The sequence below is a fragment of the Mycobacterium sp. genome, assembly GCF_052144515.1.
GTDB lineage: Bacteria > Actinomycetota > Actinomycetes > Mycobacteriales > Mycobacteriaceae > Mycobacterium.
Map to the genome: position 1 here is coordinate 32,738 of NZ_JBKQQD010000466.1, position 12,596 is coordinate 45,333.

The 12,596-nt window shown below is 67.1% G+C and carries 12 protein-coding genes; 9 read left to right on the forward strand and 3 right to left on the reverse strand.

Annotation, left to right across the window (positions count from 1 at the left end; genetic code table 11):
* Positions 1-83: 83 nt before the first annotated feature.
* On the forward strand, positions 84-305 hold the full coding sequence (locus ACLP9N_RS31430) for a hypothetical protein (RefSeq protein ID WP_442411042.1): 222 nt from the start codon (positions 84-86) through the stop codon (positions 303-305).
* A 1-nt stretch (position 306) separates the two neighbouring features.
* On the opposite strand, the gene ACLP9N_RS31435 is transcribed toward ACLP9N_RS31430, so the two are convergent.
* The 3 genes from ACLP9N_RS31435 to ACLP9N_RS31445 are packed head-to-tail and all read right to left on the reverse strand — an operon-like array spanning position 307 to position 2,911.
* On the reverse strand, positions 307-930 hold the full coding sequence (locus ACLP9N_RS31435; protein ID WP_442411043.1) for a hypothetical protein: 624 nt from the start codon (positions 928-930) through the stop codon (positions 307-309).
* A 17-nt stretch (positions 931-947) separates the two neighbouring features.
* On the reverse strand, positions 948-2,147 hold the full coding sequence (locus tag ACLP9N_RS31440) for an acyl-CoA dehydrogenase (protein ID WP_442411044.1): 1,200 nt from the start codon (positions 2,145-2,147) through the stop codon (positions 948-950).
* A gap of 17 nt (positions 2,148-2,164) precedes the next feature.
* Positions 2,165-2,911 (reverse strand): SDR family NAD(P)-dependent oxidoreductase, encoded by a 747-nt coding sequence (locus ACLP9N_RS31445; protein ID WP_442411045.1) that lies wholly within the window; start codon positions 2,909-2,911, stop codon positions 2,165-2,167.
* Positions 2,912-2,969: 58 nt separating this feature from the next.
* On the opposite strand from ACLP9N_RS31445, the gene ACLP9N_RS31450 reads away from it, so the two are divergent.
* From ACLP9N_RS31450 to ACLP9N_RS31485, 8 genes are all read left to right on the forward strand, one after another.
* Entirely contained in the window at positions 2,970-3,350 is a 381-nt protein-coding gene (locus tag ACLP9N_RS31450) for a DUF3054 domain-containing protein (RefSeq protein WP_442411046.1), read from the forward strand.
* Complete coding sequence (locus tag ACLP9N_RS31455; protein ID WP_442411047.1) at positions 3,347-4,249, forward strand: SAM-dependent methyltransferase; 903 nt, start codon at positions 3,347-3,349, stop codon at positions 4,247-4,249. Before ACLP9N_RS31450 ends, ACLP9N_RS31455 begins: the two co-directional genes overlap by 4 nt.
* 57 nt (positions 4,250-4,306) lie before the next feature.
* Positions 4,307-4,792, forward strand: a complete 486-nt coding sequence (locus ACLP9N_RS31460) for a GNAT family N-acetyltransferase (RefSeq protein ID WP_442411048.1) — start codon at positions 4,307-4,309, stop codon at positions 4,790-4,792.
* Complete coding sequence (locus ACLP9N_RS31465) at positions 4,789-5,910, forward strand: LLM class flavin-dependent oxidoreductase (protein ID WP_442411049.1); 1,122 nt, start codon at positions 4,789-4,791, stop codon at positions 5,908-5,910. The genes ACLP9N_RS31460 and ACLP9N_RS31465 overlap by 4 nt, the downstream gene beginning before the upstream one ends.
* On the forward strand, positions 5,907-7,022 hold the full coding sequence (locus ACLP9N_RS31470; RefSeq protein ID WP_442411050.1) for an LLM class flavin-dependent oxidoreductase: 1,116 nt from the start codon (positions 5,907-5,909) through the stop codon (positions 7,020-7,022). Before ACLP9N_RS31465 ends, ACLP9N_RS31470 begins: the two co-directional genes overlap by 4 nt.
* Positions 7,004-8,347, forward strand: a complete 1,344-nt coding sequence (locus tag ACLP9N_RS31475; RefSeq protein WP_442411051.1) for an NtaA/DmoA family FMN-dependent monooxygenase — start codon at positions 7,004-7,006, stop codon at positions 8,345-8,347. Before ACLP9N_RS31470 ends, ACLP9N_RS31475 begins: the two co-directional genes overlap by 19 nt.
* 163 nt (positions 8,348-8,510) lie before the next feature.
* Positions 8,511-10,172, forward strand: a complete 1,662-nt coding sequence (locus ACLP9N_RS31480; protein ID WP_442411052.1) for an acyl-CoA dehydrogenase family protein — start codon at positions 8,511-8,513, stop codon at positions 10,170-10,172.
* Positions 10,169-12,596, forward strand: a 2,428-nt coding sequence (locus ACLP9N_RS31485) for a type I polyketide synthase (protein ID WP_442411053.1), incomplete at its 3' end; no start/stop codon positions are given. The genes ACLP9N_RS31480 and ACLP9N_RS31485, both read left to right, overlap by 4 nt.

A 12,596-nucleotide genomic window follows, 5' to 3' on the forward strand; every position in this document is an offset into this window, starting at 1 on the left:
CGGGCGGCACGGGTGATCTTGCTTCTCCACGACGGCCACACCTAAGTGACCACACTGGGTAGCGCGCTGCTATTTCCGAGCCTGTGCGCACCGACCGGCCACTTGCCGGCAGTGGAACCCGCGCCCGGCACGCACTGCGCCAATCGCGAGGTGATGATGCCCACCCGTACCCGCACCCGCGCCAAAACCGCGCCAACCGCATCAAGGCCGAACGCAGACACAACCGCCAAACCCGGCTGGCCGCCGAAGCGTTCCAGTCCGCGCACGCCCCGCCGCCCAACCCGGACGAGCCGCCGCCGTTTTAACTCACGGCCACGCAGAGGCGTTGTTCTTGTAGTTCCCGTTGAGCGCACTGCAGAAGTCGGAGTTCGTGCCGGCGAGCAAGACGGAATAGTCGCCGCCTTTGTTGTTGAAGGTCTGCGGGGGATAGGTCCAACCGCTGTTGCACATTGACGTGGTGCTGCCCGCCGAAGGCCTTCGCCAATCGGACATCTCGCAGGCTTTCATCGCGTCGGTGTTCGGGTACGCGCTTTTGGCGATAACCAGCATCGCGCCTCCCCATTGGCCGTCATTGCGCCGGTAGGCGCGCGCCCCGAATCCGGCATTGTTCTGCTGACATCCCAACGCCCGCTGCAACGCCATGAAGGGGGAGGCGAGGTCGCGGTTCGTGACAGCGGCTGCGGCCGTGATGAATTGAGCCGCGTCCGGGCCGTCGACCTCTTGAACGTTGGGATCACCCAGGCTCTTGAGTTGCTGCGACATCTGCTGTGCGGCGCCTCCGCCGCCGATGATCGGTCCGCTGTTGGTGGATGTCATCGGGGGCAGCGTGACGGGGTCGGCGTCTGCTGCAGGCACTCCAGCGGCCCAGGAGGCCAAAGTCAGGCCACACGCTGCGATACCCACACCGATCCGATATGCGATGAATCCCATGGCTACCTCCTACTCCCTCAGCGGAAGGCGTCGCTGCCGGTGAACGCCTGGCCAAGGATCAGCTGATGCATCTCGGGTGTGCCCTCGTAAGTCAGCACCGATTCCAGGTTGACCATGTGCCGGATGACCGGATATTCCAGCGATATCCCGTTGCCGCCCAGTATCGTTCGCGCCGTCCGGCAGATCTTGATCGCCTCACGGGTGTTGTTCAATTTGCCGAAGCTGACCTGCTCGGGGCGCAGCCCGCCGCTGTCTTTGAGGCGGCCCAGGTGCAGCGACAGCAGCTGGCCCTTGTGTAATTCGACCGCCATGTCGACGAGTTTCGCCTGAGTCAACTGGAATCCTGCGATCGGACGACCGAATTGGGTGCGCTGCGTCGCGTAGTCGAGCGCGGCGTGCCACGCCGAGCGCGCGGCTCCCATCGACCCCCAGATGATTCCATAGCGCGCCTCCGACAGGCAGGATAACGGTCCCCGCAGGCCCTTGGCCTCGGGCAGTATCGCTTCGGCGGGCAATCGCACGTCGTCGAGCACCAGCTCGCTGGTGATCGAGGCGCGCAGCGACAGCTTGTGGTGGATGGTGTTGGCGGTGAAACCCGGGGTGTCGGTCGGCACTAGGAAGCCCCGAATACCTTGGACGTCGCCGTCGTCCGCGGCGGCCCACACGATCGCGACGTCGGCCACCGAGCCATTGGTGATCCACATCTTGCGACCGTTGATCACCCAATCCGAGCCATCGCGGCGTGCCCGGGTTTTCATCGCTGCCGGGTCGGAGCCGACGTCGGGCTCGGTCAGCCCGAAGCATCCGAGCAGGTCGCCCGCGGCCATGCCGGGCAGCCAGTGCTGCTTCTGCTCCTCGGAACCGAAGTTCCAGATGGCGAACATCGCCAGCGAGCCCTGCACCGAGACCATCGACCGAACGCCGGAGTCGGCGGCCTCCAGTTCCACACAGGCCAGGCCGTAGTGCACGGCTGAGGCGCCGCCACATCCGTAGCCGTGCAGGTGCATGCCGAGCAATCCGAGTTCGCCGAACTGCTTTCCCAGTTCGCGCACCACGGGAAGGTCGCCGGCCTCGAACCACTCGGCGACGTACGGCGTGACGTTTTCGGCGCAGAATTTTCGCACGGTGTCGCGCACCGCGAGCTCGTCGCTGGATAGGGACGCGTCCAGGCCGAGCGGGTCGTCTCGGTCGAAAGCGGGTGGTGTATTTGTGTTCATGAAATTCAACCTGCCCCTCAACCAGCCATAGTAAGTCCGCCGCTGACGCTGATCACCTGGCCGGTGATGAACGACGCGGCCTCGGACGCGAAGAACAGCACCGGTGCGGCGACCTCTTCGGGGCGGGCCAGCCGGCCGAACGGAATCGCTTTCACCAGAGCCTCTTTCAGCTTCTCGGGTTGTGCGTGAAACAGCGGTGTGTCGGTCGGGCCGGGGCACACGCAATTCACCGTGATCTGGTGGCGCGCCATTTCCCGGGCCAGCGATTTGGTGAGTGCGATGACTCCGCCCTTGGCGCCGGCGTAGATGGTTTCGCCGGCGCTGCCGACGCGGCCCGCGTCGCTGGCGAGGTTGACGATGCGCCCACCGGCATGCGCCTCGATCATCCCGGGCAGAAACGCACGGCAGATATGTACCGGCCCCAGGTAGTTGATGGCCACCACCTTGATCGCGAATTCCGGTGTGGTATTGAGGAATCGGTCGGTTCGATCCCACCCGGCGGCATTGATGACAATGTTGGGCACACCCACCTCGGCGTGTGTCCGCTCCCGCAAGGTGTCGACTCGGGCGGGGTCGGCGACGTCCACCGGCAACGTCGTGATCAGCTCGGGTTGCTCCTTGGCGGTGGCCGCAGCCGCCGCCTCGTCGAGGTCCGCGGCGACCACCCGGTCGCCCAGGGCGGCGAACGCCAGCGCTATCGCCTTGCCAATGCCCGATCCGGCGCCGGTCACCACCGCGAGCCTGCCGTCTGAATAGGCATTCATTGCTGACGAATCTAGGTTCGCCGCGGCGACGGGGTCAAGGATTGCGTAGTCTCGCGGAATGCAATCGCGGCATGGACCGGCACGTCCGGCGTGGCCGGCATGGCTGGCCACGGACGTCGTCGGCGTGCTGGTGTTTTGTGCCGTCGGACGGCGCAGCCACGCCGAGGGACTCAGTGTCACCGGCGTCGCGTCGACCGCGTGGCCGTTTCTCAGCGGGACCGTCATTGGCTGGCTGGCGTCCCGCGGTTGGCGGCGCCCCACGGCTGTGGTTCCCACCGGGGTGGTCGTCTGGATCTGCACCGTGGCGGTCGGCATGCTGTTGCGCAAAGCCAGCTCGGCGGGCGTGGCGGCGAGCTTCGTGGTGGTGGCATCGTCGGTCACCGCGGTACTGCTGCTCGGTTGGCGAGCGAGCCTAGGGCTGGCCCTGCGGCGCCGATGACACGCAGAGACGGCGACACGTGGGATCCCGCCACCGGCGTGGGAATGACCGCGACATTCGGCGCGGCAGCCAGGGCTGTGGCCAGCCACAAAGGCCTAATCGACGATCCGTTCGCCGAGCCGTTGGTGCGCGCCGTAGGGGTGGAGTACTTCACCCAGGTGGTCGAGAACCAGCGGTACGGGGATGGCGGCGACGATCCTGTGGTGACCGCGCTCATGGACGTCCTTGTGACGCACACTCGGTTTTTGGACCAGTTCCTCGCCGACGCCGGGCGGGCGGGCATTCGCCAGGCGGTGATCCTGGCGTCGGGTTTAGACACTCGGCCGTATCGGCTGTGGTGGCCGCCCGGGACAACGGTTTATGAGATCGACCAGCCGGAAGTCATCGATTTCACGACCGCGGTGCTGCGCGGGCTGGGCGCCACACTGTCGGCGAACCGGCGCGCAGTCGGCATCGATCTGCGCCAGGATTGGCTCGCGGCGCTGCGACGGGTCGGTTTTGACGATGCCCAGCCCACGGTGTGGGTTGTCGAGCAACTGCTGGTGGGCTACCTACCGCCGTCTGGGCAGAACCGGTTACTGGATGACGTCACAGCGTTGAGCACGGCCGGCAGCCGGTTCGCCGCCGATCACATGCCCACCTGGACCTCGTCTCAGCTGGAGGCCGGTCGGGCGTTTATGGACGGCTGGTGGCGACACGGTCTGAACGTCGAACTGGCCAGTCTGACCTACCCGGGCGAATACCGATATGTCCCCGAGTATCTGGCGGCCCACGGCTGGGAAACGGTCGAAAGGGACGTCCTAGAACTCTTCAGCGCCGTGGGCCTGGCCGGGCGGTGGCGCGGCGACGACCGTGATGCGGCGACCAACCCACGTTACGTCACCGCGACCCGGGTTTAATTCCGCCTGGAATTCAATTGGAATGCTTTCGGGTGATGCGCGTTAGAAAGTTAGGTGATGACCAGATCTCAGCTACAGTTTGTGCCGGCCACGTTGGACGATGCGCTGGCACAGCCACTGCTTGAGGAGCTGGCCGCCGAGTATGCGCACCGCTACGACAGCACGCCGCCAACGGTGCTGGAGTGGTTGACGGACAACCCGGACGACGAGTTCGCCCCGCCCGACGGCGGCCTGCTGATCGGGCTGTTGGGCGGCCGGCCGGTCACCGGCGGGGGGTTCCGGCGATTTGACGCTGAGACCGCCGAACTGAAGAGAGTCTGGACGGACAGCGCGCATCGCCGCCGTGGCTTCGCCATGGCGCTGTTGGCCGAGCTGGAAGCCCAGATCGCGGCCTGCGGCTACCGGAAGATCTATTTGATGACCGGCCATCGTCAACCCGAGGCCGAAGAGCTGTATCGCGCCGGCGGATACACCCGGCTGCCCGGGCCGCTGCCCAGCTCCGGTCCGGTTTTTCCGATCGCGTTCGAGAAGTGGCTAGCATGACGGATCAGTTGCATCTGGCCGTCGCGCTGGACGGGTACGGCTGGCATCCACAGGCATGGCGCGCCACGCTGGCAGCTGAATACCCCGAACGCCCTGATTCCCCGGCCGTGCTCAGCGGCCGCTACTGGGCCGAGCTTGCCCGCACCGCCGAGCGAGGGCTGCTCGACTTCCTCACCATCGACGACACCCTGATGCCGCAGCCGGGGCGCCGCGAGCGGATCGATCCGCGACGGTTGGCCGGTCGCGGCGACGCTGTGCTCGTTGCGGCTCGTATTGCGCCCGCGACACAGCACATCGGTTTGGTTCCGGTGGCCACCGTCACCCACACCGAACCGTTCCACATTTCCAAAGCCGTTGCCACCCTTGACTATATCTCGCACGGCCGGGCGGGCTGGCAGCCGCGGGTCAGCGTGACCACGCACGAGGCGGCGCTATTCGGCCGCCGTGACGCATCCCAGATCCCCCTCTTCGAAGAAGCCGTCGAGTACGTCGACGTGGTACGACGATTGTGGGACAGCTGGGAGGACGACGCGGTGATCCGCGACGTGAGCACCGGGCGCTACGTCGACACGGACAAACTGCATTACATCGACTTCACCGGACAGTACTTCTCGGTCAGGGGGCCGTCGATCACACCACGACCGCCGCAGGGCCAGCCGGTGGTGGCCGCGCTCGCGCACGCCGGCCCGGTCTACGAATTCGCCGCGGCCAGCGCCGATGTCGTGTTCATCACGCCCACCGACTCACCCAACCTGCAAGCCACGGTGCGGACCATCCTCGACGAGGTGCGCGCGGCGGATGGCGGGCGCCTGAAAGTCTTCGCGGACGTGGTGGTGGCGTTCGACTGTGACGGCGACTTCCGCTCCGATGCACTCGTCTTCGCCGGTAGCACAACAGAATTGGTGGACATGTTGCTGGAATGGCAGCGGCTGGGCATTGACGGGGCGCGGCTGCGGCCGGCCGTCAACGCCACCGATCTCCCCCTGATCGTCGACGACGTAGTGCCAATGTTGCAGCGAGCCGGACGATTCCGCGCCGGCTACCGGGAGGGCGAATCGCTGCGCACACGGCTCGGCCTGCCGGTGGCAGCCAACCGCTACGCGGCGGTGAACCAGTGATACCGCTCTCGATCCTGGACCTGGCGCCGATCAGCGCCGGCGGCGACGCCCCGACGGCCTTGCGTAACACCATCGATCTGGCGCAGCACGCCGAGCGGTGGGGTTTTCATCGGTTCTGGATCGCCGAACACCACTTCGTCGGAGTTGCCAGCTCGGCGCCGGCGGTGCTGATCGGCCAAATCGCGGCCGCTACCAACAGGATTCGGGTTGGTGCCGCTGCCGTGCAGCTCAGTCATACCACGGCTGCCGCGGTGGTCGAGACCTTCGGGATGCTGGAGGCCTTCTATCCGGGCCGCATCGACTTGGGCGTTGGCCGGGGACAGCGGCGCGACACCGGGTTCAAACCCAAGCAGCCGTCGGCCAGAACGCGGCCGCCGCGACAGTGGCGCGAGGTCGACGGGGTGGTGATTCCGCTGCCGTTCGATCTGCGTGGGCTCCTCGACAAGGAGCGGGTGCAGGCCACCATGGGGATCTTGCAGCAACCCGAGGCGGTGTCGCCCGACTTCGCCGAGCAGCTCGCCGACATCCTCGCGATGCTCGACGGTACCTACGAGGTCGAGGGTTTCGACGTGCACGCGGTGCCGGGCGAGCGATCCGGACTGACACCGTGGGTCTTTGGCAGCACCAGGGGGCAGAGCGCCAGGGTGGCCGGCGCGCGTGGGCTGCCGTTCGTCGCGAGCTATCACATCACTCCGGCGACCGCTCTGGAAGCCATCGAGGCATACCGTGACACGTTCGTCCCGTCGGCCACGCTGAAGCGGCCCTACGTCGTGGTGTCTGCCGACATCGTCGTCGCCGACGACAGTGCCACCGCAGCCCATCTCGCCACCGGCTACGGGCAATGGGTGTATTCCATCCGAACCGGCGTTGGTGCCATGCCCTACCCGGATCCCGACGATTGCCCGCCGCTCACCGATGAACAGCTGCCCGTCGTCAAAGACAGGCTGGAAACTCAATTCGTGGGCGATCCGGACGAGGTCGCAGAACGACTATCCGCGCTGCAACGGCTGACCGACGCCGACGAACTCGTCGTCACCTCTGTGACCCACCGCCACGAAGACCGGCTGCGTTCGCATCAGCTGATCGCGCAGAGGTGGGGGCTGATCCCTTGACCCGTAAGCAGATTCATTTGGCCGCGCACTTCCCGGGCGTAAACAACACCACCGTGTGGACCGACCCCGGCGCGGGCAGCCAGATCGAGTTCGACTCCTTCGTCCATCTCGCCCGCACCGCCGAGCGAGGACTGTTCGACTTTTTCTTCCTGGCCGAAGGTCTGCGGTTGCGTGAGCACCGGGGACGGATCTATGACCTCGACGTGGTGGGCCGGCCGGACACCTTCACCGTGCTGGCGGCCCTGGCGGGCGTCACCGACCGGATCGGGCTGACCGGCACCATCAACACCACCTTCAACGAACCATTCGAAGTGGCAAGACAATTCGCCACACTTGATCATCTGTCCGGTGGCCGCGCCGGATGGAACATCGTTACTTCGTCGGACGCGTTCACCGGTGAAAACTTCCGGCGCGGTGGCTTTCTCGATCATGCCGACCGGTACACGAGGGCCGACGAGTTCCTCACCGTCGCCTGTCAATTCTGGGACAGCTGGGAAGCCGACGCTGTGCTCGCGGATGTCGAAAGCGGGACGTATGTCGACTCGTCCGGTGTTCGCGCGGTCGAACACGAGGGCCCGCAGTTCAACGTGCGTGGGTTCGCGACACTGCCCGCAGGGCCCCAGGGTCATCCGGTGCTGTTGCAGGCCGGCGACTCTCCCGAGGGCCGGGCTTTCGGCGCCCGGCACGCCGACGCCTTGTTCACCCTGCACGCTTCGATCGAGGACGGCCAGCGCTATTACGCCGACGTCAAAGGCCGGGCGAAGTCCTGCGGTCGAGACCCCAACCAGCTCAAGGTTTTTCCGGCCGCGACGTTCGTCATCGGTGACAGTGCTGACGATGCGCAGGACAAGGCGCGGCACATCCGCTATCAGCAGGTCAGCGGCGCGACGGCGATCGCGATGCTCGAACAGGTTTGGGGCCGTGACCTTTCGGAGTACGACCCGGAAGGCCCGCTACCCGACTTCGATCCGACCGGCGACACCGGCATCACCCAGGGTCGGGTGCGGCACGGCGATCCTGTCGCGGTGGCCCGCCGCTGGCGCGAGCGCGCCGAGGCGGAGAAGCTGTCGATCCGCGAGCTGATCATCGCCGTCACCAGCCGCCAGCAGTTCGTCGGTACCGCCGAGCACATCGCCGAGGAGATCGACCTGTACGTCCAGGCCGACGCCTGCGACGGTTTCATCCTGGTGCCGCACCTGACACCGCACGGTTTGGACGACTTCGTCGACAACGTGGTGCCGCTATTGCAGGAGCGCGGCGCGTTCCGCACCGAATACACCGGTCACACGCTGCGGGATCACTTAGGTCTGCAGGTCGCACGCTAGCGGTGGTCTTGCCGGATGGTGGGCCAACATAGGTGACCTTGTCCTCTTAGCGCATGACTTTCGCCTCTGGGCTGCAGCGGCCCGCCGGTTGCACAATTCAGTCGACAGCGAGCATGTATGGACTCTGGAGCCCGTCTCGAATCCGTGAGAAGAGAACTTTTCGATGACCACCAACGTCGGCCTAGACCGCGACAGCCTGGAAATGATGCTGACCTCATTGGACGATTTCGTCGCCGAGGCGCTACCGGACGACCGCCGGTTGGACCTCGACCACGAAGACGTCTGCCCGGAGGAAACCGTCCGCGCGATGTGCGGCGAAGACCTCGGCGTGCAGTTGGTGTTCATCCCGGAGGAATACGGCGGATTCGGGGGCGGGGCGTTCGACTCCTATCGGGTGTGCGAACGGCTCGCCCGCCTTGACATCGGAATCGCGACCTCGGTCCTGGCCACGTTCCTCGGTAGCGACCCCATCCTGGTCGGCGGGACCCCCGAGCAGCGCAAGGAGTGGCTGGGACGTATCGCGGACCAGGGCATACTGTTCGCATACGCCGCCACCGAGCCTGAGGCCGGAAGCGACCTGGCCGCGCTGACGACGACAGCCACACCGGTAGAGACCGCCGGTCAGGTGACCGCCTACCGGCTCAATGGGCGCAAGCAGTGGATCAGCAACGGCTCGATCGCGGATTTCTACTCGGTTCTGGCACGCACGCCGGGCGGCCCGTCATGGTTCGTGGTGGGGAAAGGCACCCCCGGCTTTTCGACGGCACCGCCGGAAGACAAGCACGGTATCCGATTGTCCGACACCGCCGCCCTGTTCCTCGATGACGTGACGGTACCGGCGGAGAACCTGGTGGGCCGGGAGGAGGGCCGCGGGCTCACCCAGGCCCAACAGGTCTTCGGCTATACCCGGGTGATGGTCGCCGCGTTTGGCCTCGGCGGCGGCTGGGCGGCCCTAGACCGGGCGATCGCCTACTCCGCCAACCGGGTACAGGGCGGCGCCCCGCTGTCGACCAAGCAGGGTTTTACCCACAAGCTGATCGTGCCGCATGCGGTGCGGCTGGAGGCGGCGCGTGCATTCACTGAGGAAACCGCCACACGAATCGACAACGGCGAAGGCGCCGGCGGCGCGCTGAACACCGAAGGCGCGATAGCGAAGTACCTGGCCACCGAGGCCGGCAACGCGGCCGCAGAAGCCGCGATCCAGGCGCACGGCGGGTACGGCTACACCCGTCCGTACCTGGTGGAAAAGATCAAACGCGACGTCCGGATCACCACGATCTACGAGGGAACTTCGGAGATCTTGGAGATGACGATCGCTCGCGACCGCTGGCAGCAGCACCTCAAGACATCTGGCGCCTACTACCGCGACGCGGCACGCAGTCTTGACGGCGTAGCCCAAGAATTCGGTGGGCCCACGGCGGCGCTGGCACTGGAATGCCTGGCCGCAGTTATGGAGGCCTGCCGGGTCGGCCGGCTGACCCGCAACCAGCATGTTTTGCTGCGGCTGGGTGAACTGATCAGCTACGCCGAGTGTGCGGGCGCACTGGCCCGCCGGGCCGCGGCGTCCGCCGCCGGTGCGTTGCCGGTGAAGTCAGACGCCCGCTTCGACGCCGCCGCATTGGCCGCGGTCAGCCGCGTCTTCGGCCGGGAGGCGGCGCTGAAGGTCGCCGAGGAGGGCTTGCGGTGGGTGGCCGGCGCGGGCTCCGGGTCGGATCTTGCCGCCACGCTCCCGTTCGATCGGGTCCGGGCCGCGCAGGCCGGCCTGCTCGCTGACATGGACCGGGTCGCCGACTCGCTCTACCGACGGGAGACCGGATCATCATGACGACCACGATGCAGGAGCCGATCGCGGTGGTGGGCGTAAGCGCGATCATGCCCGACGCACCCGACGCCGCCACCTTCTGGGCCAACATCAAGGACGGCCGATACAGCATCAGCGACGTCCCGCCCGAACGGTGGGATCCCGAGCTCTACTACGACCCCGACCCGCACGCACCGGACAAGACGTACTCGCGCATCGGCGGGTGGGTCCGCGACTTCTCCTGGGAGCCGCTGGCGTGGCGGCTACCTGTGCCGCCGGCGGTTAGCACACAGATGGACGGCGGCCAGAAATGGGCCGTGGCGGGCACTCGTTCGGCGCTGCTGGACGCCGGCTGGCCGGACTGGACGGTGGACCCGGAGCGCGTCGCCGTCATCATCGGCAACGCCATCGGCGGCGACAAGCAGCACCGCAGCAACCTGCGGATCCAGTTTCCCAAGTTCGCCCGCGAGCTGTGCGCCGCAACGTCATTCGCGGCAGTGCCGGAGCCGGTGCGCGAAGCAGTGCTCGCCGAGACCCGCGCCTCGTTTCTCGCCGGGTTGGAGGAGATCACTGAGGACACCATGCCCGGCGAGCTTGCGAACGTGATCGCCGGGCGGGTCGCGAACCTGTTCAACTTCCGCGGCCCCAACTTCACCACCGACGCGGCCTGCGCCTCCGGGCTGGCCGCTATGTCGGCAGCCATGCGCGGACTGCAGGCCGGAGACTTCGACGCCGCGGTCGCGGGCGGCGTCGACCGCAACATGGACGAGACTGGATATGTGAAGTTCTGCAAGATCGGCGCGCTGTCGGCGACCGGCACCCGTCCATTCGACGCCGGCGCCGACGGTTTCGTGATGGGCGAGGGCGCTGCGCTGTTTGTCCTCAAGCGACTGTCCGACGCCGAGCGTGACGGTGACCGCATCTACGCGGTGCTGCTTGGCGTCGCCGGCTCCAGCGACGGGCGCGGCAAGGGCATCACGGCGCCCAACCCGGTTGGGCAGCGGCTGGCAGTGGAGCGCGCCTGGGCCGTCTCCGGTCTCGACCCGGCGCTGGCCACCTGCATCGAGGCGCACGGCACCTCCACGCGGGTGGGCGATGCGACCGAGCTGGCCAGTTTGACCGATGTGTTCCGCAAGGCCGGTGCGGCGAACGGCTCGATCGCGCTGGGGTCGGTCAAGTCCAACATCGGCCACCTGAAGGGCGCGGCCGGAGCTGCGGGCCTGCTCAAGACGGTGCTCGGCCTCCACGAAAAGGTGCTGACGCCCAGCTTGCACTTCGACCAGCCCAACGAGAACGTGGACTGGGACGACATCCCGTTCCGGGTCAACACCGAACTTCGCGAGTGGTCCGCGCCCGACAGCGGCGTGCGCTGCGCCGGGGTGAGCGCCTTCGGGTTCGGCGGCACCAATTTCCACGCCGTGCTCGAGGAGTACGTGCCCGGCCGGCACCGTGCGCAGGATGCCAGCCGATCGTTTCCGGGCGCGACGGTCACAGCTCAGCCGACCGCCGCGACGGGTGGGCGGAAGGCGCCGCTGCGTGGAGCGGCCGTGGTCGGCGGCACAGATGAGGCCGAGGTGGCCGCGCGACTGGAGCAGCTGGCCGCCGAGGCGTCGGGCGGGCGGGCTCCCGCCCCTGCTCCGCCGGATCCCGCCCTGGCGGGTGCGGCGGTTCGGGTCGCCATCGACTACGCCGATGCGGCCGACCTGGCGACCAAGGCGGCGAAGGCGGTGCAGGCACTGCGGGGCGGCGGCAACCCGGCCATGTGGAAGATACTGCGCGCCCAGGGTGTCTTCGTCGGCCGCGGCGCACCGGGCAAGGTCGCGTTCCTCTACACGGGCCAGGGCTCGCAGTACGTGAACATGCTGGCTGACCTGCGCCAGCGCGAGCCGATCGTGGCCGCGACGTTCGACGAGGCCGACCGGGTCATGGCACCGCTGCTGGGCAAGCCGCTGACTGCTTTCATCTTCGCCGACGGCAGCGACGAAACCACTGCGCAACGGCTGGAACAACAGCTCATGCAGACCGAGATTACGCAACCGGCGGTGCTGGCCACCGATCTGGCCCTGACCCGGATGCTCGATGCGTACGGCGTTCGTCCGGACATGGTCATGGGCCACAGCTTGGGCGAGTACGGCGCCCTGGTGGCTGCGGACGCGCTGTCGTTCGACGCCGCCCTGGAGGCGGTCAGCGCCCGGGGCCAGGGGATGGCGAGCCTGTCGGTTACCGACAACGGTGCCATGGCGGCTGTGTTCGCCCCACTGGCCGAGATCGACCGGATCGTGGCCGAGACCGACGGGTACGTCGTGGTTGCGAACATCAATAGCAACGGCCAGGCCGTCATCGGCGGTGCCACCGATGCCGTGGACCGCGCCGTCGCGGCTTTCCGCGCCGCCGGCATGAACGCCAACCGAATCCCGGTCAGCCACGCTTTCCACACCGCGATCGTGG